Here is a 26,762-nt window from a genome sequence, read left to right as displayed (position 1 = left end):
CGCATGACCGGTAACGAGCGCAGCGCAATTGAGACTTACGAGTGCGATGTGCTCGTCGCCGGAGTCGGGCGCCTCCGGCATGTCGGCGGCGATCACGGCGCGTTCTCGCGGCCTCGACGTGCTCATCGTCGAGAAGGAGCCGCGCTTCGGCGGCACCACCGCCCGCTCCGGCGGCTGGCTCTGGATCCCCGGCACCTCTCTTGCCAAGGCCTATGGCATCGAGGAAGCGCCGGAGCAGGCCCGCACCTATCTGCGCCATGAGGCCGGCAACAATTTTGATGCCGCACGCGTCGACGCATTCCTGAGCGCCGGCCCCGAAGCGGTCGATTTCTTCACCACCAAGACCGCGCTCCGCTTCGACATGCCGCTGGTGTTTCCCGACTACCACGCCGAGGCACCCGGCGGCGCGCAAGGCGGCCGCTCCATGGTGACGCGCCCATTCGACGGCCGCGAGCTCGGCGATCACATCAAGACGCTGGGCATGCCGCTGCCCGAGCTGACCGTGTTCGGCATGATGTTAGGCTCCGGCAAGGAGATCATCCACTTCATGCGCGTCACGAAGTCGCTGGCCTCCGCGGTCTATGTCGCCAAGCGCCTGTCGCGGCATTTCATGGACGTGCTGCGCTACGGCCGCGGCATGACCTTGACCAACGGCAATGCGCTGGCCGGACGGCTGGCCAAATCCGCGCTCGATCTGAGGATTCCGATGTGGCTGTCCTCGCCGGTGCGCGAGCTGACGGTCGAGAATGGCGCCGTCACCGGCGCGGTCGTTTCGCGCGAGGGACGCGATGTGCACGTCCGCGCGCGCCAGGGCGTCGTGCTCGCCTGCGGCGGCTTCCCCCACGATGTCGAACGACGCAGAAAGATGTTTCCACATGCGCCGACCGGCACTGAGCACTATTCGCCGGGACCGACTGGCAATACCGGTGACGGCCTCCGCCTTGCGGAAAGCGTCGGAGGGCATGTCGAGGATCGCCTGCCGAACGCGGCCGCCTGGGTCCCGGTGTCGCTGACCACGCGCAAGGACAGCTCGAAGGGCGTGATGCCGCATTTCATCGACCGCGCCAAGCCCGGCGTGATCGCGGTGATGCGGAACGGCAGGCGTTTTGCCAATGAAGGCAATTCCTATCACGACTTCGTCCAGGCCATGATGAAGGCCGCCAAGCCCGGCGAGGAGATTGCCGCCTTCCTCGTCTGCGATCACAAGACGCTGCGCAAATATGGCCTCGGCTGCGTGCCGCCGTTCCCGATGCCGCTCGGCCATCACTTGCAGACCGGCTACCTCATGCGTGGCGACACGCTGGAGGCACTGGCAGCGAAGGCCGGCATCGATGCCAAGGCGTTCACCGAGACCGTCAAGCAATTCAATACGACCGCGCCGCAAGGCCACGATGCCGCCTTCGGCAAGGGCTCGAAGGCCTATAATCGCTATCAGGGCGACGCCCTGCACGGCCCGAACCCCTGCGTCGCACCGATCGAGAACGGGCCGTTCTACGCCATCAAGATGGTGATCGGCGATCTCGGCACCTATGCGGGCATCGTCACCGACGAGAACGCGCGGGCGCTCGACGCCGAAGGCCGTGTGATTCCCGGGCTCTATGCCGCCGGCAACGACATGGCGAGCATCATGGGCGGCAATTATCCCGGCGCTGGCATCACGCTTGGGCCGGCGCTGACCTTCGGCTACATTGCCGGACGACACCTTGCCGACAGCGCCGCCAAGCGCAAGGCGGCCTAAGCGGACGCACGCCAGGAGGCGCATGAAGAGGGAAAGCCGCGGCATCCAGTCGATCGAGGTCGGCGGAGAACTGCTCCGCGCGCTCGCAAGGAGCGGCGAGCCGATGATGCTGCGCGATCTCGCCCGCGAGGCCGGTATGACGCCGGCCAAGGCGCATCCCTATCTCGCCAGCTTCTCCCGTATCGGGCTGATCGAGCAGGACGAGACCACCGGCCGCTACGAGATCGGCGCGCTGGCGCTGGAGCTCGGCCTGATCCAGCCTGCGCCGTCTCTCCGGCGTGCGCATCGCACGTCCCAAGATCGCGGCGCTCGCGAGCCAGATCGGCCACGCGGTCTCGCTCGCGGTCTGGGGCATGCACGGTCCGACCGTGGTGCAACTGGAAGAGCCGGCCCAGCCCGTCCACATCGCGATGCGGGCCGGCTCGGTGATGGCGCTGCTGGAGACCGCGACCGGCCGCGCCTTCGCGGCCTTCCTGCCGGAGAAGACCATCAATGCCGCGCTCGAAAGCGGCCTCGACCGCCACGGCGTCGGCTACAATCCCGAGCGCGCGGTGAAAAGCGCGAAGGTCGCCGAGATGCTCGCTGAAGTCCGCGAGCACGGTCTCGCCCGCGCGCTCGGCGATCCCCTGCCCGGCGTCAATGCGTTCTCAGCACCGGTGTTCGACCATTCCGGCCATGTCGCGCTGGTCATCACCGCGATGGGCCCGGAAGGCACCTTCGATGCGCGCTGGGACAGCCCGATCGCCCATGCGCTGCGCGACTGCGCCGGCGCCATCTCGAAGCGGCTCGGCCACGGCATGACGGTCGCGGCGGAGTGAAGGGCGAGCTGGCTGCACAACCACCGCTGTCATGCCCCGCGCAGGCGGGGCATCCAGTACGCCGCGGCCCATCGGTTCTATCACTGCTGTCTCGGAGTACTGGATCGCCCGGTCAAGCCGGGCGATGACAGCGAGTGTGGGACGACCTTCCCAGCCCTACTTCTCCCTCACCGGCACCGTGTAATTCAGGATCAGCCGGCCGCCATCCGGATAGATCGTCTGCCCGGTGATGTAGGACGCATCGTCACTGGCAAGGAACGCCACCACCGACGCCACTTCGCTCGGCTCGCCGCCGCGGCCTGCCGGCGTGCGCGACAGCACGGTCTTGCGCGCATCCTCGGACGTGTAGATCGCCGAGGCCACCATATCGGTCAGGATCGTGCCCGGCCCGACCGCGACGACGCGGATGTTGTGCGGCGCGAGCGCGACGGCGGCCACCGACGTCAGTTGCTTCATGCCACCCTTGGAGATGGCGTAGGTCGCAAGCGTCGGAATCGCCAGCAGCGCATTCACCGAGGACATGTTGATGATGACGCCCCCTCCGCCCTGCGCGATCATCTGCTTCGCGGCGGCCTGCACGCCAAAGAAGGCACCCTTCAGATTGATGCCGATGACCTCGTCGAAATCCTGCTCGGAGATGTCGAGAATGTCCTGATTGCGGGCCACGCCCGCGTTGTTGACCATGATGTCGAGCCGGCCAAACTCCCGGACTGCTGTGGCGACCGCACGATCGACGTCCGCGCGCCGCGCGACGTGGCACGGCAGGGCATACAGCTCCTTGGGCTTGCCCAGCTCGTTGACCGTCTTCTCGAGCGCATCCGTGTCGACGTCGGAGATGACCACCTTGACGCCGTCGTCCAAGAATCTCTTCGCGCAGGCCTTGCCGATGCCGCGCGCCGCGCCGGTGATGACGGCGACCTTGCCGGATAATTTCATGGGCTCACTCCAGGACTTGTGACGATCTCACGAACGCGTTCACGCAAAGACGCGCGGGCGCAGTCCAGCATGAAACCAGGTGATCATGGAATAGATGTCGTAAACCGGCAATCCGACCTCGGCCTGAAGCGCAGCCGCATAGGGCGGCATGTTGGTACATTCGAGCACGATGGCGCCGACATCCGGGTTCCCAGCGACGAGCGCCTTGCCGGCCTCGACAACGTCGCGCTCGGCCTGCGCGACGTCCATGTCGTCCTTCTCGGCCTTGATCAGGACGCGGAAGAATTCCTTACCGTTCTCGGTGCCGACCAGCGGCGTATCGAGCGGCACGCCGGCACCTTCGAGATGGGCGGGCGAGAGCGTCGAGCCCGACACCGTGACGAGGCCGACGCGCTTGCCCGGCGGCAAGGTCGCCTGCACCCACGGCACCTGCATCAGCGACGAGGTCGCAACCGGCACGCCGACGGCGGCCGCGATCTCCTTCTGGAACAGCGACAGGAAGCCGCAATTGGTGGTGATCGCTTCGGCCCCGAGCCGCACCAGATCCTTGGCGGCGTCGATGAAATCAGGCAGCAGGCCGGCCGCGCCCTTCAGCACCACCTTCTCCGGCGAGGCACCGCTCACCACGCGATACAGCACGGGGAACGGCCAGGTCGTGCCGTTGCCCATGTCGCCGGGAATGCGAGGAAAGCGCGCTTCCAGCATCAAAATGCCGAGCGGCGCGCCATAGATGGCCTTGCCGCCACGGGCGATGCGGGAGGACGAATTGGCTGGATGGGTCATGGTGCGATCTCAGAGAAAACGATCGGGTGCGAACGGCGCGAGCGGGATCTCGGGCTGCTTGCCGCTGAGAAGCTGCGCGACGAGACGGCCGGTACGCGCCGAGCCGACCAGGCCGACATGGCCATGGCCAAAGGCATAGACGATGTCGCGCGAGGCCCGCGCATAGCCGATGCAGGGACGTCCATCCGGCATACTCGGCCGATGACCGAACCAGGTTTTGATACGCGAGGCCGGAATGTCCTTCGGCAGTTTTGGGAACATGCTGATGAGGTGGTTGCGCAGAATCTCGGCACGCTTCCAGTTCGGCGCGGCCTCTAAGCCGGCGATCTCGACCGTGCCGGCGGCGCGCAGGCCCTTGTCGGTCCAGTTCACCACCATTTTCGCATCTGACGCCATCATCGAGCTGCGCGGCCCAGATTCCGGGTTCTCGATCATGACGTGATAGCCACGCTCGGTCTCGAGCGGCAGCGGATCACCGACCGATGCAGTCAATTGCTTCGAGCGGGCGCCCGCCGCAACCACGGCGGCATCGCAAGGGATCTCGCCGGTCTCGGTGACGACGGCGATGAGCGTGTTGCCGGAGAGCTTGAGACCCGTTGCCTTGGCCCGCACGTGCTTCGCACCGCTTGCCAACGCATGTTGCGCGAGGGCCGCGACATAGGCGCCGGGATTGCGGCAGCGGCCGGCCTCCTCCACCACCACACCAAAGGTGTAGCGCGGATGCAGGTCCGGCTCGCGCTGGCGCATCTCATCGGCGTTGAGCTCGAGCCATTCGACACCGACCTTCTTGCGCAGGCGCCAGCCGAGATCGTTGTCGAAATTGCCGCGCGATGGGAACACGTGCATCACACCGTTGCGCTCGATCAATTCAGGCACGCCCGCCTCCTCCGCGAGCTTCTTGTGCAGCAGTGGTGCGTCCTTCAACAGATCGCGCAGCGCGAACGCCGTCTTCTCGATCCGCGCCTCGGTCCAGCCCGAGACCAAATATTTGATCAGCCAGGGCAGCGCTTTCGGCAGATAAGACCAGCGGATCGCGAGCGGGCCGAGCGGGTCCATGAGATAACCCGGCACCTTCTTCCAGACGCCCGGCTCGGCCGGCGGGATCACCGAATGCGACGACAGCCAGCCGGCATTGCCGTAGCTCGCCGCCTGCTCGCCACCGGGCTCGCCGGGATCGATCAGCGTGACGCGATGGCCCTCGCGCAGCGCCTCGATGGCGCTGATCACGCCGACTGCGCCGGCGCCGATGATGGCGACGTGGCGGCCGGTCGCCATCGCTTAAGCCTTCACCGCTGGCACAAAATCCTTGCCGACCGAGATCGCGCGCGGATCGATAATGCAGTGGAGGATGGACGGCTTGCCCGAGGCGAGCGCGCGCTCGAACGCGGGTGCGAACTCCTCGGTGCGCTCGACGCGCTCGCCATGGCCGCCGAACGCCTTCGCGTACATCGCAAAATCGGGGTTCTTGAGCTGGGTGCCGACGACGCGGCCGGGATAGTCGCGCTCCTGGTGCATGCGGATGGTGCCGTATTGCGAATTGTCGACGACGATGACGATCAGCGGCGCGTCATACTGCACGGCGGTCGCGAACTCCTGGCCGTTCATCAGGAAGCAGCCGTCACCGGCAAAGGCGACGACGACGCGATCCGGGTATTGCCGTTTTGCCAGCACGCCCGCCGGCACGCCATAGCCCATCGAGCCCGAGGTCGGCGCAAGCTGCGCGGCAAAGCTGTGGAAGCGGTGATGACGATGGATCCAGCCGGCATAATTGCCGGCGCCGTTGCAGACGATCGCGTCCTTCGGCAGGCGGTCGCGCAGCCAGGTCATGACCTGGCCGTACTGGAACCTGCCCGGCAGCTCGCGCGCCTTTTCGGTCCAGGCGAGATAATCGGCATGTGCCTTCGCGGCCTCGCCCTTCCAGGCCACCGCACCGGAAGGCTTCAGCGTTTCGACCGCGGCGGCGAATGCGGCGGGCGTCGCCTGGATCGCAAGGGCCGGCTGATAGACGCGGCCGAGCTCCTCGGAGCCCGGATGCACGTGGATCAGCTTCTGCTGCGGGGTCGGAATGTCGAGCAGCGTGTAGGACGAGGACGGCATCTCCGACATGCGGCCGCCGATGAGCAGAATGACGTCGGCGCCCTCGATGCGCGCCTTCACCCCCGGGCTCGGCCCGATGCCGAGATCACCGGCGTAATGCGAATGGTCGGCGTCGATCAGCGAGGCCCGGCGGAACGAGGTCGCGACCGGCAGGTCGAACCGTTCGGCGAACCGCGCGATGCTCCTGGTGGCTTCATCGGTCCAGCGCGAGCCGCCGAGGATGACGAGCGGCGCCTTGGCGCCGGCGAGCATGACGCTGAGCTTTTCGATGTCGGCCGGCGCCGGCCAGCTCGCCGCGGGCTCGATCCGCATGGCGTCGGCAACCGCCGCGGTCTCGGTCAGCATGTTCTCGGGCAGCGAGATCACCACGGGACCCGGGCGGCCCTGCATGGCGACGCGGAAGGCGCGCGCCACCAGCTCCGGAATGCGGTCGGGGCGATCGATCTCGACCGCCCATTTCGCCATGGTGCCGAACACCGCCTTGTAGTCGAGCTCCTGGAACGCCTCGCGCTCGCGCATACCGGTGTCGACCTGGCCGACGAACAGGATCATCGGCGTTGAGTCCTGCATTGCGATGTGGACGCCGTGGCTGGCATTGGTCGCGCCGGGTCCGCGGGTGACGAAGCAGACGCCCGGACGGCCCGTGAGCTTGCCATAGGCCTCCGCCATCATTGCGGCCCCGCCTTCGGCGCGGCAGATCATGACGTCGATCGGGCTGTCATGCAGCGCATCGAGCGCCGCCAGATAGCTCTCGCCCGGCACGCAGGTAACGCGCTCGACCCCTTGCGCGACCAGCTGGTCGATCAGGATCTGGCCCCCGGTGCGGGTGTTGCGAATGGTCATGACGGCTCCCTCAAGGCTTTGGCGATGCGCCCGAGCGCCTCGCCATTATGTGCGGAATTGGCGTAGGACAGGCCGACAGGACGCGCAAGATCGAAAGACTTCTCGCCGCCTGCGCAGGCGTCATGCCCGCCCTTGCCGTTTGCACTGATCGGGCTCTGAGACCACGTCCACGCAATCCCGGCGTCCGCCATGGGCCACACGCCAACCCGTCTCATTTTCCCATCATGATGGCGAGCTTCGACGTCTTCGTCTACGATCCGGCCGGACCAACTCGTCTGGAGACCGGAATGCAAACCATCGGCCTGATTGGAGGCATGAGCTGGGAGAGCACCGCGCTCTACTACAAGCTCATCAATGAGCGGGTCCGCGACCGCAAGGGCAAGCTGCATTCGGCCCCACTGCTGATGTATTCCTACGATTTTCAACAGATCAAGGAAATGCAGTACGCCGATCGCTGGAGCGAGGCGGCGGCCAGCCTGGCGGAGGTCGCACGGCGGCTCGAAAGCGCCGGGGCCCGTGCGATCGTGTTGTGCACGAACACGATGCACAAACTGGCACCCGACATCATGTCGAGCTTGACCGTTCCATTCATTCATATCGGGGACGCAACGGCGCAGCGCATCCGGGCCAAAGGGTACCGGCGGCTCGGGCTGCTCGGCACGAAATTCACGATGGAGCAGGACTTTTACATCGACCGGCTGCGCGCGCATGATCTCGACGTCCTGGTTCCTCCCGCCGACGCCCGCGCCGACGTGAACCGCATCATCTACGATGAGCTGTGCCTTGGAACTGTCACCGCTCCCTCGCGCCGGCGCTATCAGGAGGTGATGGCAGCGCTCGTCACCGCCGGCGCGGAGTGCATCATCCTCGGCTGTACCGAGATCACGATGCTGGTCGGCCCGGACGACACGTCAGTCGAGACGTTCGATACGACGGCAATTCATGCCGAGACGGCGGCCGATTTCGCCATGGGATGATGCTCGAACGCATGCCGCTCCCATCGAAGCGCATCAACGACCCCGAGCGCACCAAGCGCGACATCCTCGAAGTGGCGATGACCGAATTCGCCCGCGAGGGCTATTCCGGCGCGCGGGTCGACGCCATCGCCGCCCGGACGCGCACGTCGAAGCGGATGATCTACTATTATTTCGGCGGCAAGGAGCAGCTCTACCTCGCGGTGCTCGAAGAGGCCTATCGCAGAATCCGCGCGCTGGAGGACCAGCTCGACATCGCAAGCTGCGACGCCCGCGAGGGATTGCGCCGCCTGATCGAGGCCACCTTCGACCATGACGAGCGCAATCCGGACTTCATCCGCCTCGTCAGCATCGAGAATATCCACCATGGCAAGCATCTGAAGCAGAACCCGCAGCTGCGGCAGCTCAACGCCAGCGTGATCGCGACGCTCGACGGCATCCTGAAGCGCGGCCGCGACGAAGGCGTCTTCCGCGGCGACGTTGACGCCATCGACCTGCACCTCGCCATCTCCTCCTACTGCTTCTTCCGCGTCGCCAACCGCGACACCTTTGGTGCGCTGTTCGACCGCGACCTCAGCGAACCCGGGGTGCTGGCGAAGAGCCGGACGCAGATCGTGGAGATGATTTTGGCGTGGCTGGAGGCGAAGGAGTGAGGGTGTGGCCCGCCGCAAACTCAGCCGTCGTCCTGGCGAAGGCCAGGACCCATACCGCGAGGTCTATCGGTTGCGGATGGTACTAGTCCCGAACGACCAATCTTCGCCAAAACACTCCCTGGGGTAATGGGTCCTGGCTTTCGCCAGGACGACAATAACTCGCCTCACCCACCCTTCTTCTGCCGCGTGCTTGCCAGTAGCACCAGCATGAAGGAGGCCGCCGTCATCAGCGTCGAGATCGCGGCGATGGTCGGGTCGATCTCGTCGCGGAGCGCGGTGAACATGCGCTTGGTCAGCGGCTGGTACTGGCCGCCGGAGATGAACAGCGCGACGATGGTCTCGTCCATCGCCGAGATGAAGGCGAAGATGCCGCCGGCGAGCACGCTGGACTTGATCTGCGGCAGCGTCACCGCGAAGAAGCTGCGCAGGCGGTTCATGCCGAGGCTGCGCGCCACCATCTCCTGCGCGGGGTCGAAGCTCTGTAGGCCCGCGAGCACCGAGATGACGACATAGGGTAATCCCAGCATCACGTTCGCGAGCACGAGGCCGGGCATGGTCGCGACCAGGCCGACCTTGGCGTAGACGAAGAAGATGCCGACCGCGGTAATGATGATCGGCACCACCAACGGCAGCAGCAGCGCCATGTGGATGATGCGCATGATGCGCAGCTTCAACTGGCTGATGGCATAGGCGGCTGCCACGCCGAGCGGGGTCGCGATCACGACGGTCAGCAGCGCGACCGTCAGCGTCACCCGCGTCGCCTGCATCCAGGCGGAGTTGGCGAAATATTGCTGGTACCAGCGCAGCGAGAACGACGGCGGCGGGAAAGTCAGGAACCGCGCGCTCGAGAACGAGATCGGCGCGATGATCAGCACGGGAAGGATCAGATAGACCAGCACCAGCGCGCTGATCACGTAGAGAGCAATCCGTGCGGGCGAGGCGCGCATCATTTCTGCCCCAACACACGATCGAGCGAGATGAAGCGGCTGACGACGAAGAAGATCAGGAGCACGCTCAGGAGCAGCACCACGGCGACCGCGCTGGCCGCCCCGAACTGGTTGTAGAGCTCGACATTGCGGCTCACCAGCATGGACACCATCACGGTGCGGCCGCCGCCGAGCAGCTCCGGCGTGATGTAGAAGCCGAGGCAGAGCACGAATACCATGGTGCAGCCAGCGAGCACGCCCGGCAGCGACAGCGGCAGGAACACGCGGAAAAATGTGAGCGATGGGCTCGCCCCTAAGCTGGCGCCGGCCTGCATGAGATCGCCGGGGATCTTCTGCATGGTGGCATAGAGCGGCAGCACCATGAACGGCAGCAGGATGTGCACCGTCGCAACCACCGTGCCGAACGTGTTGTGGACCAACGCGAGCGGCTCGGAGATCACGTCCAGATAGCGCAGGAACTGGTTGATCACGCCGGTGCGCTGCAGCAGCGCCAGCCACGCATAGGCCCTGACCAGCACGCTGGTCCAGAACGGCAGCACCACCAGCGACAGGATGAGGATGCTCCACGCTTTCGGCACCGAGTTGGCAAGATAGGCCACGGGATAGCCGAGCAGCAGCGCGATTCCCGTGACCGCGAGACTGATCTCGAAGGTCAGCGCAAAGCTGCGCCAATAGACGTCCTCGGTGAAGACGCGGCGATAATTCTCCAGCGTAAAGCCGTCGTGGTAGACCGACTGCCAGGCGAGCCAGCCGACCGGCAGCACGATCAGAGCCAAAATCACCAGCAGTGCCGGCGACACCAGCGCCAGCATCAGGCCGTGCTCGCGGCGCTGATGCTTCTGCGATGGATCGGACACGGATGTCGTCAAGGCCGCCTCGCTCACTTCTGCATGAACGACGCCCAGCGCTTCTCGGCCGCTTCGCCCGCGGGCGAGGACCACCAGGCGTAGGACATCAGCGCCTGCTTGGCCGCGTTGGCCGGCTCGCTCGGCAATTGCGCGGCGCGCTCGGGCTTGATCACGCTGGTTTCGAACGCCTTCGGATTACCGGGGCCGTAGTCGATGTGGAGCGGCAGGTTGGCCTGGTGCACGGGATCGACGGCCTCGTTGAGGAACTTCACCGCGGTAGCGAGATTCGGCGCGCCCTTGAGGATGCAGAGCGAAGTGCTCTGCAGGATGCCCTGGTTGTAGGTGAAGGCCACCTTGGCGCCTTCCTTGGCGACCGCGCTGACGCGGCCGTTCCAGGCCATCTCCATGTCCACTTCGCCGTCGTTGAGAAGCTGCGCCGACTGCGCGCCCGAGGTCCACCATACCGTGATGTGCGGCTTGATCTCTTCCAGCTTCTTGAAGGCGCGGTCGACGTCGAGCGGATAGAGCTTGTCGGGCGCGACGCCGTCCGCCATCAGCGCCGCCTCGAGCGTGGCGATCGGGTGGTTGCGCAGCGCCCGGCGGCCGGGGAATTTCTTGACGTCCCAAAAATCCGCCCAGCTGTTCGGCGCATCCTTCGGGAACGTCTTCTGGCTGTAGGCCAGCACGCTGGAATAGAATTCGTAAGACACCGAATAGGGACTGCGATAGGCCTCGGGCATCGCCGCTGCGTTCGGGATCTTGGAGAAGTCGAGCTTTTCGATCAGCCCCTGCTCGCCGCCGCGCAGGCAATAGCCGGTCGGGGTGTCGACGACGTCCCAGATCGGCTTGCCGCTGCCGACCTGGGTCTTGATCGCGGGCCAGGCGTCGGGAATGGAGTCCTGGTTGATGGTGATGCCGAGCTTCTTGGCGGAGGGATCGAGGATCGCCACCGTCTGGGCCTGCTGATAGGCACCGCCCTGCGAGACGAAGGTGATCTGCTCGGCGGCACCGGCAGCCGTGGTAAATCCGATTGCACCAAGCAATGCGCAGCCAAATCCAAACTTCTGCTTCGTCGTCATCCTCACCTCCTCCAAATAGATCTCACTGACCGATCGCATCGAGAAACTGGTACCAGCCGGCGACCATGCGCACGGCGGGCTCGCGCAGCGGGTAGAACGGAATCGCCTTCATGCGCCTGATATCGAGCAGGCCGACCTCGGGCGTCTCGCCGCGCACGAAGGCGGCGAGATAGCGGCCCATCAGGCTCGACATTGCGACACCGGCTCCATTGTAGCCGATCGAGACCAGCGTGCGGTCGTCGAGCCGGCCGATATGCGGCACCTGGTCCAGCGTCATCGCGACGAGACCCGACCATTTGTAGGCGAGCGGGATATCGGCGAGATCGGGGAAGATGCCGACCATCGCCTTGCGCAACGCATCAAACGCCGGTTCGGAGTCCTGCTTGCCGAAGGCGCCGCGGCCGCCGAAGATCACGCGATTGTCGACCATGCGGAACCAGCGCATCATGCGTTTGGTCTCGGTATAGGTGCGCCCCGTCGGCATCAGCTTGCCGGCGAGATTGCGCGGCAGCCTCTCGGTGGCGATGATGGCGCTGCGGAACGGGATCAGCGTGCGCTGCAACTGCGCGGTGGCATCGGTCAGATCTGAATAGCTGTTGGTGGCGATGATGGCCTGCTTCGCCCGCACCGCGCCTTTCGGCGTCTCGGCGACGATCTCGCCGTTCTCCCGCCGGAGTTTGAGCACCGGCAACTCCTGGAAGATGGCAACGCCGCGGCGCGCGACGCCGTCGGCAAGCCCGCGCAGATAGTTCAGCGGATGAATGCCGCCCGAGCCGGGATTGAGCACGCCGCCGACAAAGATGTCGGAGCCGGTCTCCTCGCGCACGCCGCGCTTGTCGAGAATGCGGACCTCCGCATCACCCATCTCGCGCGTCATCCAGTTGGCTTCGTCGATCGCGGCCCGGAGCGTCGTCTCGTTATGCGCCGCCTTGACCTGGCCGGTGCGAGTGAGGTTTGCGCTGGCGATGCCGAACTCGGAGACGAGCTCTTCGACCATGTCAGTCGATTCATGCGCGATCTCGTACATGCGCCGCGCCATGGCGCGGCCGTGCACGGCATCGATCTCGCGGAACGAGAGGCGGAATTTTGCGGTGATCACCCCGCCATTGCGGCCGCTCGCGCCCCAGCCGGGGCGGTTGGCCTCTAATACGACCGGCGCGAGCCCGCTTCTGGCGATGTGGTGCGCAGCGGAGAGGCCGGTGTAGCCCGCGCCGATGATCACCACATCTGCCTGCCGCTCGCCCGACAGGACCGGAAACTCGCGCGCCGGTTCGGCCGTGGCGGCCCACAGCGAGTTGGCTGACGGCAGCGCGCTCCAGTCCCGTGTCATGCCCGCGCTCACGGACTCAGGCCGCCGGGCCGATGGCGGCGTCGGCGAGCGCCTTCAGCGTCGGATAGTGGAAGTCCGGCTTGGTCAGCGTCTCCACCGCCGGCGTGCCGCCGAAGCCGGCAATGCCCTGGCGGCGCTCGATCCAGCACACCTTGTAGCCGAGCTTCCGCGCGATCCCGATGTCGTGGTACTGGCTCTGCGCGACGTGCAGGATGTCGGACTGCTTGTAGCCGAAGGCGGACTGGCGACCCTTGTTGTAGGCGAAGAATTCCGGGTTCGGCTTGGCCACGCCGGTCTCGTCGGCGCAGACCGTGTCGTCGAAGGGATTGCCGAGTGCATGCGCGTAACAAGAGAGCGCAACGCGGTCGGCATTGGTCATCGCGACCAGCCGGAATTTGGTGCGCAGGCGCTTGAGCGCCTCGACCGAGTCCGGGAACGGCCCCCAGCGCAGCACGGCGAGCTGGAACACGTCGCAGGACGCATCGTCGGCCGGCAGCCCGAGCTCCTTGGCGAGATAGCGGTAGACGTGGAACATCACCTCGCTCGAGCGCTCGTAATGCTTGTCGCGACCGCGCTTGTAGGATTCGAAGATCTGGTCGTCACTGAGCTCGGCTGGCGTCTTGCCCGAGATCCTGCGCACCGCGGCGAGCACGCCGGTCTCGAAGTCGATCAAGGTGCCGACGACGTCGAAGGTGAGAACCTTGAAATTGCTGAACGCGGCTTGGGTCGACATGTTCGTTTCTTCTCTCAGGTTGCAACAAGGCTTCAGTCCACCCTGGGCACCACGATGGTGTCCTCGGGGTGAAGGGTGACGGTGAGACTGCCGCCGAGCGGCGGAATGCGGCTGTAGGCCTGATGGTAACTCGGCTGGCGCAGGCTGAGCGCGATGCCGCCTTCGAGCGCCAGGAAGACACGCAGGCTCTCGCCCTGATAGACGATGTCGGTGACCGTGCCGGTCAGCCGGTTGCAGGCGGCATCCTGCACGCCGTTGTCGATCAGCAGTTTTTCGCTGTGCACGGCGAGCATCAGCGCATCGCCGTCCGGAATGGCGCGGGCGCTGCGCAGCAGCGCGTTGCCGAGCGCGACGCAGGCCGCATCGACACGGCGAACGGGCAGCATCGTCGCTTCCCCGATGAAACTCGCGACAAAGGAATTTGCGGGATGATCGTGCAACCGTTCGGGCACGTCGATCTGGATCAGCCTGCCGTCCTTCATCACGGCGACCCGATCGCTCATGGTCAGCGCCTCACGCTGATCATGGGTGACGTAGATGATGGTGGCCTGGATGCGCTTGTGCAGCGCGCGCAGCTCGATCTGCATGGATTCGCGCAGCTGCTTGTCGAGCGCGGAGAGCGGCTCGTCCATCAGGATCAGGCGCGGCTCGAAGATCATGGCGCGGGCCAGCGCCACGCGCTGGCGCTGGCCGCCGGAGAGCTGCGCGATGCCGCGCGCCTCATAGCCGGCGAGGCCGACCATCGCGAGCGCTGCGCGCACCTTGTCAGGCCAGCTCGCTTTCGGGAGGCGGCGGGCGCGCAAGGGAAAGGCGACGTTCTCGCCGACGCTCATATGGGGGAACAGCGCGTAGTTCTGGAACACGACGCCGAGATCGCGCTTGTGCGGCGGCATCCAGGTGACGTCGCGGCCGCCGAAGAGAATTGTTCCGCTCGATGGCAGGATGAAGCCGCCCAAAATGCCGAGCAGCGTGGTCTTGCCGGAACCGGAGGGACCGAGCAGCGAGACGAACTCGCCGGCGCCGACATTGAGGGACACGTCATCGAGGGCGCGAACCGCGCCGTACGTCTTGCTCGCGGACCTGATCTCGACGCTTTCCGCTCGCTTGTCCAACGATCGACCCTCGCCACGTCCGTGTGATGGCGTGCCTCACTGCGCGCCATAAGCCTGCTTTATAGACAGGGGATTTGAGCACTCACGGACGAAGCGTGCACCGCACCAAATCTTCCTCCGCAGGCCCTGTCTTTTGGGCTGTCATGCCAATGACACCAGACTTGGCAAAACTCGGCAATTGCCAAATTCTCACGCGGCTCATAACATGACGTTATGCCCGAGCTGCGCCGCATGCTGCCGTCCAGCAACGCCCTGTTCGTCTTCGACGCGGCGGCGCGCAATGGCAGCTTCACCGCGGCGGCCGCAGAATTGAACGTCACGCAGCCGGCGGTGAGCCGGATGCTCGGCCAGCTCGAGGAGCATCTCGGCGTTCGCCTGTTCGATCGCACGGCCGGACGCGCGGTGCTCACCGAGGAGGGCGAGCTGTTGTATCGCCGCGTGCTCGAAGGCTTTCGCAGCATCGAGAGCGGCCTCGTGGAAATCGAACGGCGGCGCAAGGGCACCGAGACCGTGACGCTGTCGGTCTCCTCCGCCTTCACCACGCATTGGCTGATGCCGCGCATCGACAAGCTCCAGAAACAGTTTCCGCAAGTCGATCTGCGCTTCCAGCTGATCTCCGGCGCGCTGCGCGGGCCGGTGGACAATGTCGATCTCGGCATGCGCTTTCGCGATCGCGACGAGCCGTCGTCCGGCGGCACGCTGATCATGAAGGAAGTCATGCTGCCGATGTGCAGCCCCGGCTATCTTGGCGAGACCGACCCCACTGAAGGCAACACCATCATCCGTCTTGCCGAGACGCCGGGCGACTGGGCCGCCGATTATGCATCGCTCCTCACCGGGCGCCGCGGCGCGGCCAAGGCGCTGAGCTTCACCGACTATGCCGTGGTGGTGCAGGCCGCGCTGCTCGGCCAGGGCATCGCGCTCGGCTGGCTGACGGTGGCCTCGCACTGGCTTCTCACCGGCGCGTTAGTGCCGGCCTCCGACACCCTGACCAGCACGCGCCGCCTCTGCGAATTCCTGCCGCCGCGCAACCGGCCGATGCGCCCCATCGCCGTCGAGATCCGCGACTGGATCATCGCCCAGATGAAAAGCGAGATCGCCGCGATTGACCGGCTCTATCCGAAACTCGGCGCGATGGCGGCGTGCTATTGAGGTTCTTCTCCCTCTCCCCGCTTGCGGGGAGAGGGTCGGGGTGAGGGGAGTCTCCGCAAGGACGGTAAGAGTTGGATTCGCGGAGAGTCCCCTCACCCGGATCGCATCTTCGATGCAATCCGGCCTCTCCCCGCAGGCGGGGAGAGGCGAAGAGTTCCCGCATCACACCTCACCGATGCTCGATCGCGCGGATGGCGCCGCGGAGCTCGGCGAGGCCGCGGAGGCGGCCGATTGCGGTGTAGCCGGGATTGGTGCGCTTGGTGGCGGCGAGATCGTCGAGCATGCGGTGGCCGTGGTCGGGACGGAACACGATCCTCTTGTCTCGTGAACGCCGCGCATTCTCCTTCAGCAGCGCCTTGAGCACTGCGACCATGTCGACGTCGCCGTCGAGATGATCGAACTCGTAGAACGACAGGCCATCGGCCTCGCGCTTGGTCGCGCGCAGATGGGCAAAGGCGATGCGAGGGCCAAAGCGCTCTGCCATTTCAGGCAGATCATTCTCGGCGCGCACGCCGAGCGAGCCCGTGCACAGGCAGATGCCGTTGGCCTTGGACGGCACGGCGTCGAACAGCGCCTGGTAGTCCTCGGCCGTCGAGGCAACGCGCGGCAGGCCGAACAGAGGGCGCGGCGGATCATCCGGATGCAGCGTCAGCGACACCCCTAATTGCTCGGCGACCGGCGCGACACGGCCCAGGAATTCGGCGAGATGCTGCCGCAGGATCTTTGGCGTGATGTCGCGATAGGTTTCCAGCCGGTCGCGGAATTGCGGGATGGTCATCGGCTCGGTGGTCGAGCCCGGCAGAGCGCTGGCAATGACCATCACGAGATAGTCGATATCGGCCTGGCTCATCTTGTCAAACAGCCGTTTCGCGCGCGCCTGCTGCTCCGGCGAATACTCCTGCACGGCCGCCGACCGTTTGAGGATGTGCAGCTCGAACGCGGCAAAGCGGTCCTGATCGAAGCGCATGGCGCGGGCGCCGTTCGGCAGCTCCCATTCCAGATCGGTGCGGCACCAGTCGACGACAGGCATGAAATTGTAGCAGATGATCTTGATGCCGGCGGCGGCCACCGCTTCAAGACTCGCGATCCACGCCTCGATCGACTTCGTCGCCTTGCCCCCGAGCCGCTTGACGTCGTCGGGGATCGGAATCGATTCCACCACCGACCACGTTAGTTGCGAACGGCCGGGCTGGCCGTTCTCGATGAAATTCTTGCGCTCCTCGACCGCCTTGCGCGTCCAGACTTCCCCGATCGGTACCTGATGCAGCGCGGAGACAATCTCCGTCGCGCCGGCCTGCCTGACATCGTCGAGCGAGACCGGATCATCTGGCCCGTACCAGCGCCATCCTTCCAGCATCATCAGTCGCCTCCGATCAATTCGCGGTCAGCACGACCTTGACGCTCTGCGAGCGGTCGAGTGCCAGCCTGAGCGCGTCGGGCGCGGTCGACAGCGGCCGTTCGGCGGTGACCAGCGACAGCACATCGACACTGCCGGCCGCGATCAGTTCCACCGCCGTCATGAACTCGAAGCCAAAGCGGAAGGAGCCGCGCAGGTCGATCTCCTTCGCCATCACCGCGTTCGATGGCGTCGGGATCTGCCCGCCCGGCAGATTGCCGATCTGCACCACGACGCCGCCGCGCCGCACGATCCCGATCGCGCTCGCAAGCCCCGCGGCCGTGCCGGAGACCTCGAACGCGACGTCATAGGGACGCGAAGCGGCCTGCGCCTTCAGACCCTCCTCCCCGCCCGAGACGTTCTCGACATGCGAGGCGCCGAGCCGGCTTGCGAAAGCCAGCGGCGCCGGCGCGATGTCGGCCACCGTGACATCAGTCATGCCGGCGCGATGTGCGGCGAGCATGGTCAGAAGCCCGATCGGGCCGGCGCCGAAGATGATGCCGCGCTTGCCCTCGATGTTGCCGGCGCGCGCGACCGCGTGCAGGCAGACCGCGAGCGGTTCGGCCAGCGCCGCAGCCTGATAGGACACGTGATCCGGGATCTTCACGCACTGCGCCGGGATCGCGTCGAAGTAATTGGCGAAGCCGCCCTGCATGTGCGGCGTCTTCGAGGCCGAGCCCATGAAGTAGATGTTCTCGCAGAGGTTCGGCCGGCCTTCGCGGCAGGCGACGCAATGGCCGCACCAGCGCGACGGGTTGACCGCGACGCGGTCACCGGTCTTCAGGTTCGCTGCGGATCCGGAGATCTCCACGACCTCACCGGAAATCTCGTGGCCCAGCACCAGCGGTGACTTCACCACGAAATCACCGGTGCGGGCGTGACGGAAATAATGCATGTCCGAACCGCAGATGCCACCCGCGCCGAAGCGGATGCGCACCATGCCGTCTGCGAGCTTGTCGAGCGGATGCTCGATCATGCGCAGGTCTTCTGGTCCGAACAGGGTTGCGGCGAGAGCAGTGGAGGTCATTTGGAGAGTCCCATGTATTTTGGCAGCCAGAGAGTCAGGTCGGGAATGTAGGTGATCGCGATCAGCGCGAGCATCAGGGGCACCAGCCAGGGCAGGATCGCCACCGTCGTGCGCTCGACCGAGAGTTTTGCCACGCGGGCAAGCACGAACAGCACCATGCCGAGCGGCGGGTGCAGCAGGCCGATCATCAGGTTCAGCGTCATGATCAGGCCGAAGTGAATGGGATCGATGCCGAGCTTGAGCACGATCGGCAGCAGGATCGGCACCAAAATGGTGATCGCCGCCGTGGTGTCGATGAAGCAGCCGACGAACAGGATCAGGACGTTGGCGAGTGCCAGGAACACCCATTTGTTGTGGGTGACGCTGAGCATCCAGTCCGACAACGTCTGCGCGGCCTGTGACACCGTCAGCAGCCAGGCGAAGATCGAGGCTGCCGTGACGATAAACAGCACCGAGGCCGTGGTCTCGATGGTGTCGAACGTCGCCTTCGCCACCGTTTGCAGCGTCATGGTGCGGTAGCGGACGAGGCCGAGGAACAGCGACCAGATCACGGCGGCGACCGCGGCTTCGGTCGGCGTGAACCAGCCGAGCGTCATGCCGCCGATCAGGATCACCGGCGCCATCAGCGCCATCACCGCCGAGAAGTCGAAATACCAGTCGATCACGAGCAGCGTGCCGAGACCGATGACCACGGCCAAGTTGACCGAAAGACCGGCCAGCACCATCAGCCAGATCGCGAGGGGGAACGAGAGCACGATGACGATCTCGAGCCCGGCCGAGCCGAGCTGCGGCCAGGAGAACGGCGTATCGCTGCCCCATTTGTTCTTGTGCGCGAAATAGGTGACGGTGGCCATCATGAACAGGGTCAGGACGATGCCGGGAATGACGCCGCCGAGAAACAGCGCGCCGATCGAGACGTTCGCCATCATGCCGTAGATCACGAAGGGCAGCGACGGCGGGATGATCGGCCCGAGCGTCGCCGAGGCTGCGGTGACGCCGACCGAGAACTCGGTAGAGTAGCCGTGGTCCTTCATCGCCTTGATCTCGATGGTGCCGAGACCGGCGGCGTCCGCGATCGCGGTGCCGGACATGCCGGAGAAGATCACCGAGCCGATGATGTTGACGTGACCGAGGCCGCCGCGCATCCACCCGACCAGCGCGACGGCGAATTTGTAAATGCGCCCGGTGACGCCGGCAATGTTCATGAGGTTGCCGGCCAGGATGAAGAACGGCACGGCAAGCAGCGGAAAGCTCTCGACGCCGGCGATCATGCGCTGCGCCAGCGTGACATCGGGCGTCACGCCGCTGACCAGGATGTAGAGCAGCGACGACGCGGCCATGGCAATCGCCACGGGAACGCCGAGCAGCATCAGGATGAGAAAGGCTCCGAGCAACAGCAGCATGATGTTATATCTCCGATCCGTCGTAGGCACCGGGACGTTCGAGGACCGAATAACCCTGCCGCCAGTGTTGCAGCGCCGCCTGCACCGCGCGAAGGAACATCAGCACGAAACCAAGCAGAACGGCGTAATAGACGTAGTTCTTGGGGAAGTTGATCGTGGTCATCTGCTCGTCGCCGATGATCTGGATGTAGACCCAGACCAGCTTGGTGGCGTAGCCGAAGAAGGCGATCCGGATCAGGTCGATCACCGTCGACAGCGCACGGCCCACGGGCCGCGGCAGATAGCGATAGACGAGATCGACCTGGATGTGCCGCGACAGCCGCACGCACATCGCGGCGCCGATGAAGACCACGCCGATCAGGCAATAGGTCGCGATCTCCTCGGTCCAGGCGTAGCTGTCGTTGAGCACATAGCGGGTGAAGAACTGGAGGAAGACGGCGAGCGCCATCACCCAGAAGATCGCCAGCGCCACCCAATCCTCGAACGCGTAGATGCCGAGATCGACCTTCAGCGTCGCCTCCTCCTCGAAGGTGTGGGCGATCTCGTCCGCGGTGATCTGCCGGTGTATTTCGGCGGTCGACATGGGGTTACTCCTCAAACGTCTCAATCGTCATTCCGGGGCGGCTCGAAGAGCCGAACCCGGAATCTCGAGATTCCGGATTCCGCGCTTACGCGCCGCCCCGGAACGACAGTCGTGTCACTTCACCGCCTGGATGCGTTCCCAGTCGGCCTTGCGATAACCAAAGGTCTCGAACGCGACGTTCTTCAGCACGGTGTCGCGGAACTCGTTCTTGTCGACCTCGGTCACGCTCAAGCCCTTCTCCTTGAAGAAGGCGACCAGCTTGGCCTCGTTCTGCTTGATCTCTCCGGTGGCCTTGGCGGCGGCTTCCTGCGCCACGTCGGTGAAGATCTTCTTGTCCTCGTCGGAGAGCTTCTTCCACAGCGCGCCGGCCACCACCGTGTTGAGGTGATCGACGATATGGCCAGTCAGCACGATGTGCTTCTGCACCTCGTAGAACTTCTTGGCCTCGATCGTCGTCAGCGGATTCTCCTGCGCCTCGACGGTGCCGTTCTGGAGCGCGAGATAGACTTCGGCGAACGCGATCGGTGCGGTGTTGGCGCCGCAGGCGCGCGGCATTGCCAGATAGGCCGGCACGTCGGGCACGCGGATCTTCAGGCCCTTCATGTCGGCGCAGGTCTTGATCGGCTTGTTCGACGAGGTCTGGCGCACGCCGTAATAGGTCACCGCGACGATGTGGTGGCCGCTCTTGTCCTCATAGCCCTTGGCGAGCTCCTTGAAGATGTCGCTCTTGGTATAGGCGAGCAGATGATCGGCGTCGCGGAAGGTGTAGGGATAGTAGGTCACGCCGATCGGGGAAGCTCTTGGCCGCGAAGCTCGAGCCGGAGATGATGATGTCGACCGAGCCGAGTGACAGGCCCTGGTTGATGTCGGCCTCCTTGCCGAGCTGGGAGGCCGGATAGACCTCGATCTGATAGCGCCCGTTGGTGCGCTTGCCGATCTCCTGCGCGGCCCAGACCGAGGCGGTGTGGAACGGCTCCGAGGTCTCATAGACATGGGCCCATTTCGAGCTTGGTCTGCGCCATGCCTGCATTGGTCGCAGCCAGCAGCGCAGCGGCGGAGAGTGCCGCGGCAATCGTCATCTTCTTCAACATCGACTTTTCCTCCATCGTTCAAGTCTGCTTCTTGTTCGCCCGCGCCGACAGGGATGCGGGCCGCCCAATCTCATCGCCGCCGCGCGTGGCTGCTCGCAGTCCGCGTCTTCGGCGCATGTTTCGGTTTCGACGGTTTTGCCGCAGGTCGCACCGTGCTGCCGCGTCCGGACGACGATCCTGCCGCGTTCTCGGCGCCAAAATTCTGTGCAAAGCGTTCCTGGGAGCGCGCCAGATGAACGCGCATGGCATCGCGCGCGGCGTCCGGATCATGCGCCACGATCGCGTCGCGCACGGCGCGATGCTCGTCGAGCGCCGTGCGCCACGTGCCCGGGCTCTCGAAATAATGCGCAAGCTGCGCGAAATAGGGATTGAGGCGTTGGTCGAACAGCTCGCCGACCACGCGCACCAGGACGGCGTTGCCAAGGCTGCCGGCGATTGCGACGTGAAACGCGCGGTCGTGGACCATCGAGGCTTCGCCGGGATGCTCGACATTCTCCATCGCGACAAGGGACGCATCGATGCGGGCGATATCGTCCTTGGTCGCCACGCGCGCGGCCTGTTCGGCGATGGCGCTTTCCAGGAATTCGCGGGCGCGCAGCAGCTCGAACGGGCCTTCGATGACGGAAGCGGGTGCCGGTGCCGCAACGGCGGCGGGCTCGATCACGTAGATGCCGGACCCGACGCGGATGCGGAGGCGGCCTTCGACCTCGAGCGCGATCAGGGCTTCGCGCACCGTCGGCCGCGACACCTTGAGCTGCTCGGCGAGCTCGCGTTCGGTCGGCAAGCGGCTGCCGACCGCGTACTCGCCGCTGTCGATCAGGCTTCGCAATTGATCGGCGACCTGGCGATAGAGCCGTCTCGCCTCCACAGCTTCCAGCGGCACGCTGGTCCTCCCGAAAGGATCGCGCGACGCACCTCAAGCACCCGCGACCGGCCAATTTTGGAAAATTGGTCTTACCAATTGACCGGAGCATTGACCGAGGACGGGCGCCATGTCAAGCAGCGGCAAAGCAAAGGGGAGACGTCCATGCGCCTTAATTCGACGCGCCTTGGCCGCGCCAATCTCGACCGGCTGTCACCTCGCATCCGCCGCCCGGCCTATGACCGCTCGCGCGTCACGCCCGGAATCGTGCATCTTGGTCTCGGCGCATTTCATCGCGCCCATCAGGCCGTCGTCATCGACGATTGCCTTGCGGCAGGCAGCGCGTCTTGGGGCATCGTCGGCGCGAGCCTGCGCAGCCCGGATACGCGCGATGCCCTCGCCCCACAGGACCACCTCTACACCGTTGCGATCCGTTCGGCCGAAGGCACCGAGCACCGCGTCATCGGCGCGCTGCTCGACAGTGTCGTCGCGCGCGAAAATCCTTCGCGGCTGGTCGGGCGGATGGGCGATCCCGCCATTCGCATCGTCTCCCTGACCGTCACCGAGAAGGGCTATTGCCACACGCCGCAGACCGGCGATCTCGACGAGCGGCATCCCGACATCGTGCACGATCTCAATAATTTCGACGCGCCGCGCTCGGCGCCCGGCTTCATCGTGGCTGCGCTGGCGCGCCGCCGCGCACAGGGCCTTCCGCCCTTCACCGTGATGTGCTGCGACAACCTCGCCGCCAACGGCCACACCGTGCAGCGGATCGTGACGCAGTTCGCCGCGCTGCGCTCGAAGGAGCTCGGCAAGTGGATCGCGGATGCGGTCGCTTTCCCCTCGACCATGGTCGACCGCATCGTGCCGGAAACCACGGATGCCGACCGGGAAGCGGTGTCATCCGCGCTGGGCTTTCACGACGCCTGGCCTGTGATGACCGAGCCGTTCACGCAATGGGTGGTCGAGGACCGCTTCACGGCGGGCCGGCCCGATCTCGCCGCCGCGGGCGTCGAGCTCGTCAGCGACGTCAAGCCGTTCGAGCTGATGAAGCTGCGGCTGCTCAATGCCAGCCATTCGGCGCTGGCCTATCTCGGCTATCTCTCAGGCTACGAGACCATCGCCGACACCATGCAGGACCCGCATTTCGCGCACCTCGCCGCGCAGGTGATGGAAGAGGCCGCGGTGACGCTGACAATGCCTTCAGGTACCGACCTTGCCGCCTATCGCGCCTCGCTGCTCAAGCGCTTCGCCAATCCTGCACTTCACCACCGCACCTGGCAGATCGCGATGGATGGTTCGCAAAAGCTGCCGCAGCGCCTGCTCGGCGCGATGCAGGATCGCCTGCGCAAGGATTTGCCGATCGCAACCCATGCGCTCGCGGTCGCCGGCTGGATACGCTACGTCACCGGCCTCGACGAGCAGGGCCGCGCCATCGACGTGCGCGACCCGCTCGCCGGCGAATTCGCCGCATTGGCGCGCGAGGCAGGTCCTGTCGCCGAACGGCTCGCGCCCGCATTGCTCGCCGTCGCGAAGGTGTTCGGACCTCTTGGCGCCGAGCCACGCCTGCGCGAGGCGGTCACCGCAGCGCTCGGCCGTCTCTACAGGGATGGCGCGCGGCGGGCGGTGGCGACGCACGTCCCGGCGTGATCACGAAGCGGGCCATGCTGCACTGCGGTCAAAATTGACGGAAGTCGCGCTTGATTTTTGACTGTCCTTGGCCCACCCGAGAGCCATGGCAAAGGACAGCAAGGTCATCGCCGCGAACGCGGCCTTCTACGCCGCCTTTTCGACCGGCAATTTCGACGAAATGGAGCGGATGTGGGCGGATGATGACGCCATTTCCTGCATCCACCCCGGCTGGCCAGCCATCATCGGGCGGGCCACCGTGATCGGAAGTTGGCGCGACATCCTGCAGAACCCGGAGCGGCCGCAGATCGCCTGCGCCGAGCCGCAGGCGATCATCGACGGCGACAGCGCGCGCGTGCTCTGCATCGAGATTGTCGACGGCACCGCCTTGGCCGCATCGAACCATTTCCGCCGCGTCGGCGACGGCTGGCGCCTGGTGCATCACCAGTCGAGCCCGATCGCGCAGATTGTCGAGCAGGCTGAGGAGGATAGCCCGAGCCACCGGGTCCACTGAAGATGGCGATCACGCCGGCGTGATCTACTGTGCATGGGGTTGTTTTGCGACTTTTTGTTTGGCGCCTCATCCAAGCCCCGACAAATCGTCCAGCACCACCCGCGCATGGCTGAAATCATCGTCCCGGAAGAACATGCTGCGCGTGACCAGAACCGGTATGCCGGCACGTGAGGCTGCGATCAGGCCATTGGCGGAGTCTTCGATCGCAACGCAGTCGTGCGCAATCAGCTTCAGCCGCGCCAGGACCTCGAGATAGACGTCCGGCGCCGGCTTCTTATGCCGCACATCGTCGCCGGCAACGATCGCGTCGAAATCCCCGGCCCAGCCCGTCCCCAGCGCCTGCGAGAGCAGCGCGTCGATATTGCCGTGCGAAGTGGTGGTCGCGATCGCGAGCCGCTGGCCGCGCTCCCTCGCCGCGGCGAGCAGCTCCGCCACGCCGGGCCGTAAGGGGCAGCAGCCGGTCTCGACCAGCTCGGCATAATGGGCGGTCTTGATGCGGTGAAGCTGCGCGATATCCGCGTCCGCCAATGGCTGGGCGATCCGCAGCCTTGCATGGTAGGCGCGCATGCGTTCCTTGCCCCCAGTCACCCGCAGCAGGTCCTTGTAGACGGCGCGGTCCCACTCCCAGCCGAGCCCGTGGCGCGAGAAGGCGTGATTGAAGGCCTGCCGATGCAGCTCCTCGGTTTCGGCAAGCGTGCCGTCGACATCGAAGATCAGCGCGGCGGCGCGCCGGATCAGCTCGGCGGCATCGCATGCTACTGCGGCGGGTGCTTCTGCCTGCATGATCGATGATCTCCCCTGACGCCCGGGTGACCATCGCCCGAGGCCGCAGGTGAGACAAATCGCAATATCTTTTGCCGGCCCCAAAAATCTCTTATGAGCGGAGAGGCGCGCGGCGGCGCGACGGGAACTCCGACCAGCACGGCAGACGCATGCGGCTCTTCATTCTTGGCTTCGGCTATAGCGCCAGGCACTTCGTCCGCAGGTTCGGCGGCGCCTTCTCGCACGTCGCCGGCACCGTACGCGATCCCACCCAGCGGCATGATCTCGCCGGCGTCGAGGTGCATCCCTTTTCCGGGCGTGATCCGGATCGCACCACGGCTGAACGCATCAGCGACGCCGACGTCCTTCTCGTCTCGATCCCGCCCGGCGGTGCCGGCGATCCCGCGCTTGGGGCGTTCGGCAATGTGCTGGCAGCGGGCCGCCGCAAGGTCGTCTATCTCTCCACAATCGGCGTATATGGCGATCACGCAGGCGGGTGGGTCGACGAGAGCACGCCGCCGCAGGCTGCGCTCGAGCGCACGCAAATGCGGATCGCAGCGGAGCAAGCCTGGACGGATGCGTCAGGCGGCGATGCCGCGGTCCTGCGACTTGCCGGCATCTACGGCCCCGGCCGCAACGCGCTCGTGACGCTACGGGCGGGAACGGCCCGGCGCATCATCAAGCCGGGACAGGTCTTCAACCGCATCCACGTCGACGACATCGCGACCGCGATCATGGCCGCGATTCATCACCGAGGCGGCACCTGGAACGTGTGCGACGACGAGCCTGCGCCGCCGCAGGACGTGATCGCCTACGCCGCGCAGCTGATGGGCGTTGCACCGCCGCCCGAAGAAGCGTTCGCGACCGCCGAGATGTCGGCGATGGCCCGCAGCTTCTATGCCAGCAGCGCCCGGGTCTCCAACGCGAAGTTGAAGCGCGAGCTCGGCGTCACGCTCGCCTGCCCGACCTATCGGCACGGCCTCGATGCGCTATGGCGCGCAGGCGAAGGACGATAGGGCTCCTGAGCGACGGGAATCCCGGTATCGGCTCGCCAGGCTTTTCCGGATCTGATCGTGTGCCGGATTTAACTGCTTGGCCGCGTTGCGGCGCGATATCCATTAACCGAAAACTGCGGTTCTTCCGCCGCGGTCCATCCGGGAGAAGCCGCCAACGATCCGCGCCCTCGCGCAAATCGATGCGCTCCGTTGCAACAAATGGGCGTCATCATGGCCGGAGCGACACATCATGTTGCTCAGTCATCGCACATCGTCGTCAATCCAAGCGCGAGCCGTCGTGATTTGAATGAAATTTTCAGAGGAGTTGAGCCGAGCGATTTACTCGAAGTTTCTTTGTGACGCCCTAGTTCCACGGCCGGAAGTTCCATCTCCGGAAACCGGAGAAGGGTCTTCCCTGGCGCGAACTGCCGTCCGGCCAGGACGAAGGATCGCCCGA

General features: G+C 65.5%; 24 protein-coding genes and 3 pseudogenes. 9 read left to right on the top strand and 18 right to left on the bottom strand.

The window, feature by feature from the left end; translation table 11 throughout:
• Positions 1-3: 3 nt before the first annotated feature.
• A pseudogene (locus ACSKB8_RS19415) lies at positions 4-1,738 on the top strand (FAD-dependent oxidoreductase).
• Positions 1,739-1,760: 22 nt separating this feature from the next.
• A pseudogene (locus ACSKB8_RS19410) lies at positions 1,761-2,556 on the top strand (IclR family transcriptional regulator).
• 156 nt (positions 2,557-2,712) lie between these two features.
• Here the strand turns inward: ACSKB8_RS19410 and ACSKB8_RS19405 are convergent.
• Genes ACSKB8_RS19405 through ACSKB8_RS19385 form a run of 5 tightly spaced genes read right to left on the bottom strand, consistent with a single transcriptional unit; the run spans position 2,713 to position 7,406 of the window.
• The gene (locus ACSKB8_RS19405; RefSeq protein WP_091879761.1) at positions 2,713-3,492 is read right to left on the bottom strand and encodes an SDR family NAD(P)-dependent oxidoreductase; all 780 of its coding nucleotides are present in this window, start codon (positions 3,490-3,492) and stop codon (positions 2,713-2,715) included.
• 39 nt (positions 3,493-3,531) lie between these two features.
• On the bottom strand, positions 3,532-4,275 hold the full coding sequence (locus ACSKB8_RS19400) for an aspartate/glutamate racemase family protein (RefSeq protein ID WP_091879764.1): 744 nt from the start codon (positions 4,273-4,275) through the stop codon (positions 3,532-3,534).
• Positions 4,276-4,284: 9 nt separating this feature from the next.
• Positions 4,285-5,550 carry an NAD(P)/FAD-dependent oxidoreductase gene (locus tag ACSKB8_RS19395; RefSeq protein WP_438105731.1) on the bottom strand — a complete coding sequence of 422 codons (1,266 nt, stop codon included), beginning with the start codon at positions 5,548-5,550 and terminating at the stop codon, positions 4,285-4,287.
• Between the two features lie 3 nt (positions 5,551-5,553).
• The gene (locus tag ACSKB8_RS19390) at positions 5,554-7,215 is read right to left on the bottom strand and encodes a thiamine pyrophosphate-binding protein (RefSeq protein ID WP_438105730.1); all 1,662 of its coding nucleotides are present in this window, start codon (positions 7,213-7,215) and stop codon (positions 5,554-5,556) included.
• A complete protein-coding gene (locus tag ACSKB8_RS19385) occupies positions 7,212-7,406 on the bottom strand; it encodes a hypothetical protein (RefSeq protein WP_438105728.1) in 195 nt (64 codons plus the stop codon). The genes ACSKB8_RS19390 and ACSKB8_RS19385 overlap by 4 nt, the downstream gene beginning before the upstream one ends.
• A 96-nt stretch (positions 7,407-7,502) precedes the next feature.
• On the opposite strand from ACSKB8_RS19385, the gene ACSKB8_RS19380 reads away from it, so the two are divergent.
• Positions 7,503-8,192 carry an aspartate/glutamate racemase family protein gene (locus ACSKB8_RS19380; RefSeq protein ID WP_370988492.1) on the top strand — a complete coding sequence of 230 codons (690 nt, stop codon included), beginning with the start codon at positions 7,503-7,505 and terminating at the stop codon, positions 8,190-8,192.
• A complete protein-coding gene (locus ACSKB8_RS19375) occupies positions 8,192-8,842 on the top strand; it encodes a TetR family transcriptional regulator (RefSeq protein ID WP_438110590.1) in 651 nt (216 codons plus the stop codon). Before ACSKB8_RS19380 ends, ACSKB8_RS19375 begins: the two co-directional genes overlap by 1 nt.
• A 164-nt stretch (positions 8,843-9,006) precedes the next feature.
• Here ACSKB8_RS19375 and ACSKB8_RS19370 read toward each other — a convergent pair whose 3' ends face one another.
• The 6 genes from ACSKB8_RS19370 to ACSKB8_RS19345 form a co-directional block, all read right to left on the bottom strand.
• A complete protein-coding gene (locus tag ACSKB8_RS19370) occupies positions 9,007-9,792 on the bottom strand; it encodes an ABC transporter permease (RefSeq protein WP_438105726.1) in 786 nt (261 codons plus the stop codon).
• On the bottom strand, positions 9,789-10,601 hold the full coding sequence (locus ACSKB8_RS19365) for an ABC transporter permease (RefSeq protein ID WP_438110588.1): 813 nt from the start codon (positions 10,599-10,601) through the stop codon (positions 9,789-9,791). The genes ACSKB8_RS19370 and ACSKB8_RS19365 overlap by 4 nt, the downstream gene beginning before the upstream one ends.
• A 68-nt stretch (positions 10,602-10,669) precedes the next feature.
• Entirely contained in the window at positions 10,670-11,716 is a 1,047-nt protein-coding gene (locus ACSKB8_RS19360) for an ABC transporter substrate-binding protein (RefSeq protein WP_438105724.1), read from the bottom strand.
• Between the two features lie 22 nt (positions 11,717-11,738).
• Entirely contained in the window at positions 11,739-13,046 is a 1,308-nt protein-coding gene (locus ACSKB8_RS19355) for an NAD(P)/FAD-dependent oxidoreductase (RefSeq protein WP_438105722.1), read from the bottom strand.
• 16 nt (positions 13,047-13,062) lie between these two features.
• Complete coding sequence (locus ACSKB8_RS19350; protein WP_130215273.1) at positions 13,063-13,779, bottom strand: HAD family hydrolase; 717 nt, start codon at positions 13,777-13,779, stop codon at positions 13,063-13,065.
• Positions 13,780-13,811: 32 nt separating this feature from the next.
• Positions 13,812-14,891, bottom strand: coding sequence for an ABC transporter ATP-binding protein (locus ACSKB8_RS19345; protein ID WP_438105720.1), 1,080 nt, complete (start codon positions 14,889-14,891; stop codon positions 13,812-13,814).
• Positions 14,892-15,104: 213 nt separating this feature from the next.
• On the opposite strand from ACSKB8_RS19345, the gene ACSKB8_RS19340 reads away from it, so the two are divergent.
• A complete protein-coding gene (locus ACSKB8_RS19340) occupies positions 15,105-16,043 on the top strand; it encodes a LysR family transcriptional regulator (protein WP_438105718.1) in 939 nt (312 codons plus the stop codon).
• 169 nt (positions 16,044-16,212) lie between these two features.
• Here ACSKB8_RS19340 and uxuA read toward each other — a convergent pair whose 3' ends face one another.
• From uxuA to ACSKB8_RS19310, 6 genes and pseudogenes are all read right to left on the bottom strand, one after another.
• Positions 16,213-17,403: a mannonate dehydratase gene (gene uxuA, locus ACSKB8_RS19335; protein WP_438105717.1), complete on the bottom strand. Its 1,191-nt coding sequence runs from the start codon at positions 17,401-17,403 to the stop codon at positions 16,213-16,215.
• Positions 17,404-17,416: 13 nt separating this feature from the next.
• Positions 17,417-18,466: an L-idonate 5-dehydrogenase gene (locus tag ACSKB8_RS19330; RefSeq protein ID WP_438105715.1), complete on the bottom strand. Its 1,050-nt coding sequence runs from the start codon at positions 18,464-18,466 to the stop codon at positions 17,417-17,419.
• Positions 18,463-19,869, bottom strand: a complete 1,407-nt coding sequence (locus tag ACSKB8_RS19325; protein ID WP_438105714.1) for a TRAP transporter large permease — start codon at positions 19,867-19,869, stop codon at positions 18,463-18,465. The genes ACSKB8_RS19330 and ACSKB8_RS19325 overlap by 4 nt, the downstream gene beginning before the upstream one ends.
• Positions 19,870-19,873: 4 nt before the next feature.
• On the bottom strand, positions 19,874-20,452 hold the full coding sequence (locus ACSKB8_RS19320; RefSeq protein WP_438105712.1) for a TRAP transporter small permease: 579 nt from the start codon (positions 20,450-20,452) through the stop codon (positions 19,874-19,876).
• Positions 20,453-20,566: 114 nt separating this feature from the next.
• Positions 20,567-21,543 (bottom strand): annotated as a pseudogene (locus tag ACSKB8_RS19315) (sialic acid TRAP transporter substrate-binding protein SiaP).
• A 70-nt stretch (positions 21,544-21,613) separates the two neighbouring features.
• On the bottom strand, positions 21,614-22,426 hold the full coding sequence (locus ACSKB8_RS19310; protein WP_438105710.1) for a FadR/GntR family transcriptional regulator: 813 nt from the start codon (positions 22,424-22,426) through the stop codon (positions 21,614-21,616).
• A gap of 144 nt (positions 22,427-22,570) precedes the next feature.
• Between ACSKB8_RS19310 and ACSKB8_RS19305 the strand changes: the two genes are divergently transcribed.
• Positions 22,571-24,055 (top strand): mannitol dehydrogenase family protein, encoded by a 1,485-nt coding sequence (locus tag ACSKB8_RS19305; RefSeq protein WP_438105708.1) that lies wholly within the window; start codon positions 22,571-22,573, stop codon positions 24,053-24,055.
• 85 nt (positions 24,056-24,140) lie between these two features.
• Positions 24,141-24,548 (top strand): nuclear transport factor 2 family protein, encoded by a 408-nt coding sequence (locus ACSKB8_RS19300; RefSeq protein ID WP_128936216.1) that lies wholly within the window; start codon positions 24,141-24,143, stop codon positions 24,546-24,548.
• A 66-nt stretch (positions 24,549-24,614) separates the two neighbouring features.
• On the opposite strand, the gene ACSKB8_RS19295 is transcribed toward ACSKB8_RS19300, so the two are convergent.
• Positions 24,615-25,331, bottom strand: coding sequence for an HAD family hydrolase (locus tag ACSKB8_RS19295; RefSeq protein WP_438105706.1), 717 nt, complete (start codon positions 25,329-25,331; stop codon positions 24,615-24,617).
• 149 nt (positions 25,332-25,480) lie between these two features.
• On the opposite strand from ACSKB8_RS19295, the gene ACSKB8_RS19290 reads away from it, so the two are divergent.
• Both ACSKB8_RS19290 and ACSKB8_RS19285 read left to right on the top strand, forming a co-directional pair.
• Positions 25,481-26,326: an SDR family oxidoreductase gene (locus ACSKB8_RS19290; protein WP_438105705.1), complete on the top strand. Its 846-nt coding sequence runs from the start codon at positions 25,481-25,483 to the stop codon at positions 26,324-26,326.
• Positions 26,327-26,524: 198 nt separating this feature from the next.
• Complete coding sequence (locus ACSKB8_RS19285; RefSeq protein ID WP_438105703.1) at positions 26,525-26,665, top strand: hypothetical protein; 141 nt, start codon at positions 26,525-26,527, stop codon at positions 26,663-26,665.
• Positions 26,666-26,762 lie beyond the last annotated feature (97 nt).

Origin of the sequence: Bradyrhizobium sp. BR 1432 (assembly GCF_051547705.1) — a bacterium.
Taxonomy (GTDB): Bacteria; Pseudomonadota; Alphaproteobacteria; order Rhizobiales; family Xanthobacteraceae; genus Bradyrhizobium; species Bradyrhizobium zhanjiangense.
Note: the sequence above shows the minus strand (reverse complement) of the source record. Positions and strands in the feature narration are given on the sequence as shown.

Coding starts and splice junctions, on each gene's coding strand:
- ACSKB8_RS19405 (WP_091879761.1), bottom strand. CDS start 3,492: ATGAAATTATCCGGCAAGGTCGCCGTCATCACCGGCGCGGCGCGCGGC.
- ACSKB8_RS19400 (WP_091879764.1), bottom strand. CDS start 4,275: ATGACCCATCCAGCCAATTCGTCCTCCCGCATCGCCCGTGGCGGCAAG.
- ACSKB8_RS19395 (WP_438105731.1), bottom strand. CDS start 5,550: ATGGCGACCGGCCGCCACGTCGCCATCATCGGCGCCGGCGCAGTCGGC.
- ACSKB8_RS19390 (WP_438105730.1), bottom strand. CDS start 7,215: ATGACCATTCGCAACACCCGCACCGGGGGCCAGATCCTGATCGACCAG.
- ACSKB8_RS19385 (WP_438105728.1), bottom strand. CDS start 7,406: ATGGCGGACGCCGGGATTGCGTGGACGTGGTCTCAGAGCCCGATCAGT.
- ACSKB8_RS19380 (WP_370988492.1), top strand. CDS start 7,503: ATGCAAACCATCGGCCTGATTGGAGGCATGAGCTGGGAGAGCACCGCG.
- ACSKB8_RS19375 (WP_438110590.1), top strand. CDS start 8,192: ATGCTCGAACGCATGCCGCTCCCATCGAAGCGCATCAACGACCCCGAG.
- ACSKB8_RS19370 (WP_438105726.1), bottom strand. CDS start 9,792: ATGATGCGCGCCTCGCCCGCACGGATTGCTCTCTACGTGATCAGCGCG.
- ACSKB8_RS19365 (WP_438110588.1), bottom strand. CDS start 10,601: ATGCTGGCGCTGGTGTCGCCGGCACTGCTGGTGATTTTGGCTCTGATC.
- ACSKB8_RS19360 (WP_438105724.1), bottom strand. CDS start 11,716: ATGACGACGAAGCAGAAGTTTGGATTTGGCTGCGCATTGCTTGGTGCA.
- ACSKB8_RS19355 (WP_438105722.1), bottom strand. CDS start 13,046: ATGACACGGGACTGGAGCGCGCTGCCGTCAGCCAACTCGCTGTGGGCC.
- ACSKB8_RS19350 (WP_130215273.1), bottom strand. CDS start 13,779: ATGTCGACCCAAGCCGCGTTCAGCAATTTCAAGGTTCTCACCTTCGAC.
- ACSKB8_RS19340 (WP_438105718.1), top strand. CDS start 15,105: ATGCCCGAGCTGCGCCGCATGCTGCCGTCCAGCAACGCCCTGTTCGTC.
- uxuA (WP_438105717.1), bottom strand. CDS start 17,403: ATGATGCTGGAAGGATGGCGCTGGTACGGGCCAGATGATCCGGTCTCG.
- ACSKB8_RS19330 (WP_438105715.1), bottom strand. CDS start 18,466: ATGACCTCCACTGCTCTCGCCGCAACCCTGTTCGGACCAGAAGACCTG.
- ACSKB8_RS19325 (WP_438105714.1), bottom strand. CDS start 19,869: ATGCTGCTGTTGCTCGGAGCCTTTCTCATCCTGATGCTGCTCGGCGTT.
- ACSKB8_RS19320 (WP_438105712.1), bottom strand. CDS start 20,452: ATGTCGACCGCCGAAATACACCGGCAGATCACCGCGGACGAGATCGCC.
- ACSKB8_RS19305 (WP_438105708.1), top strand. CDS start 22,571: ATGCGCCTTAATTCGACGCGCCTTGGCCGCGCCAATCTCGACCGGCTG.
- ACSKB8_RS19300 (WP_128936216.1), top strand. CDS start 24,141: ATGGCAAAGGACAGCAAGGTCATCGCCGCGAACGCGGCCTTCTACGCC.
- ACSKB8_RS19295 (WP_438105706.1), bottom strand. CDS start 25,331: ATGCAGGCAGAAGCACCCGCCGCAGTAGCATGCGATGCCGCCGAGCTG.
- ACSKB8_RS19290 (WP_438105705.1), top strand. CDS start 25,481: ATGCGGCTCTTCATTCTTGGCTTCGGCTATAGCGCCAGGCACTTCGTC.
- ACSKB8_RS19285 (WP_438105703.1), top strand. CDS start 26,525: ATGGGCGTCATCATGGCCGGAGCGACACATCATGTTGCTCAGTCATCG.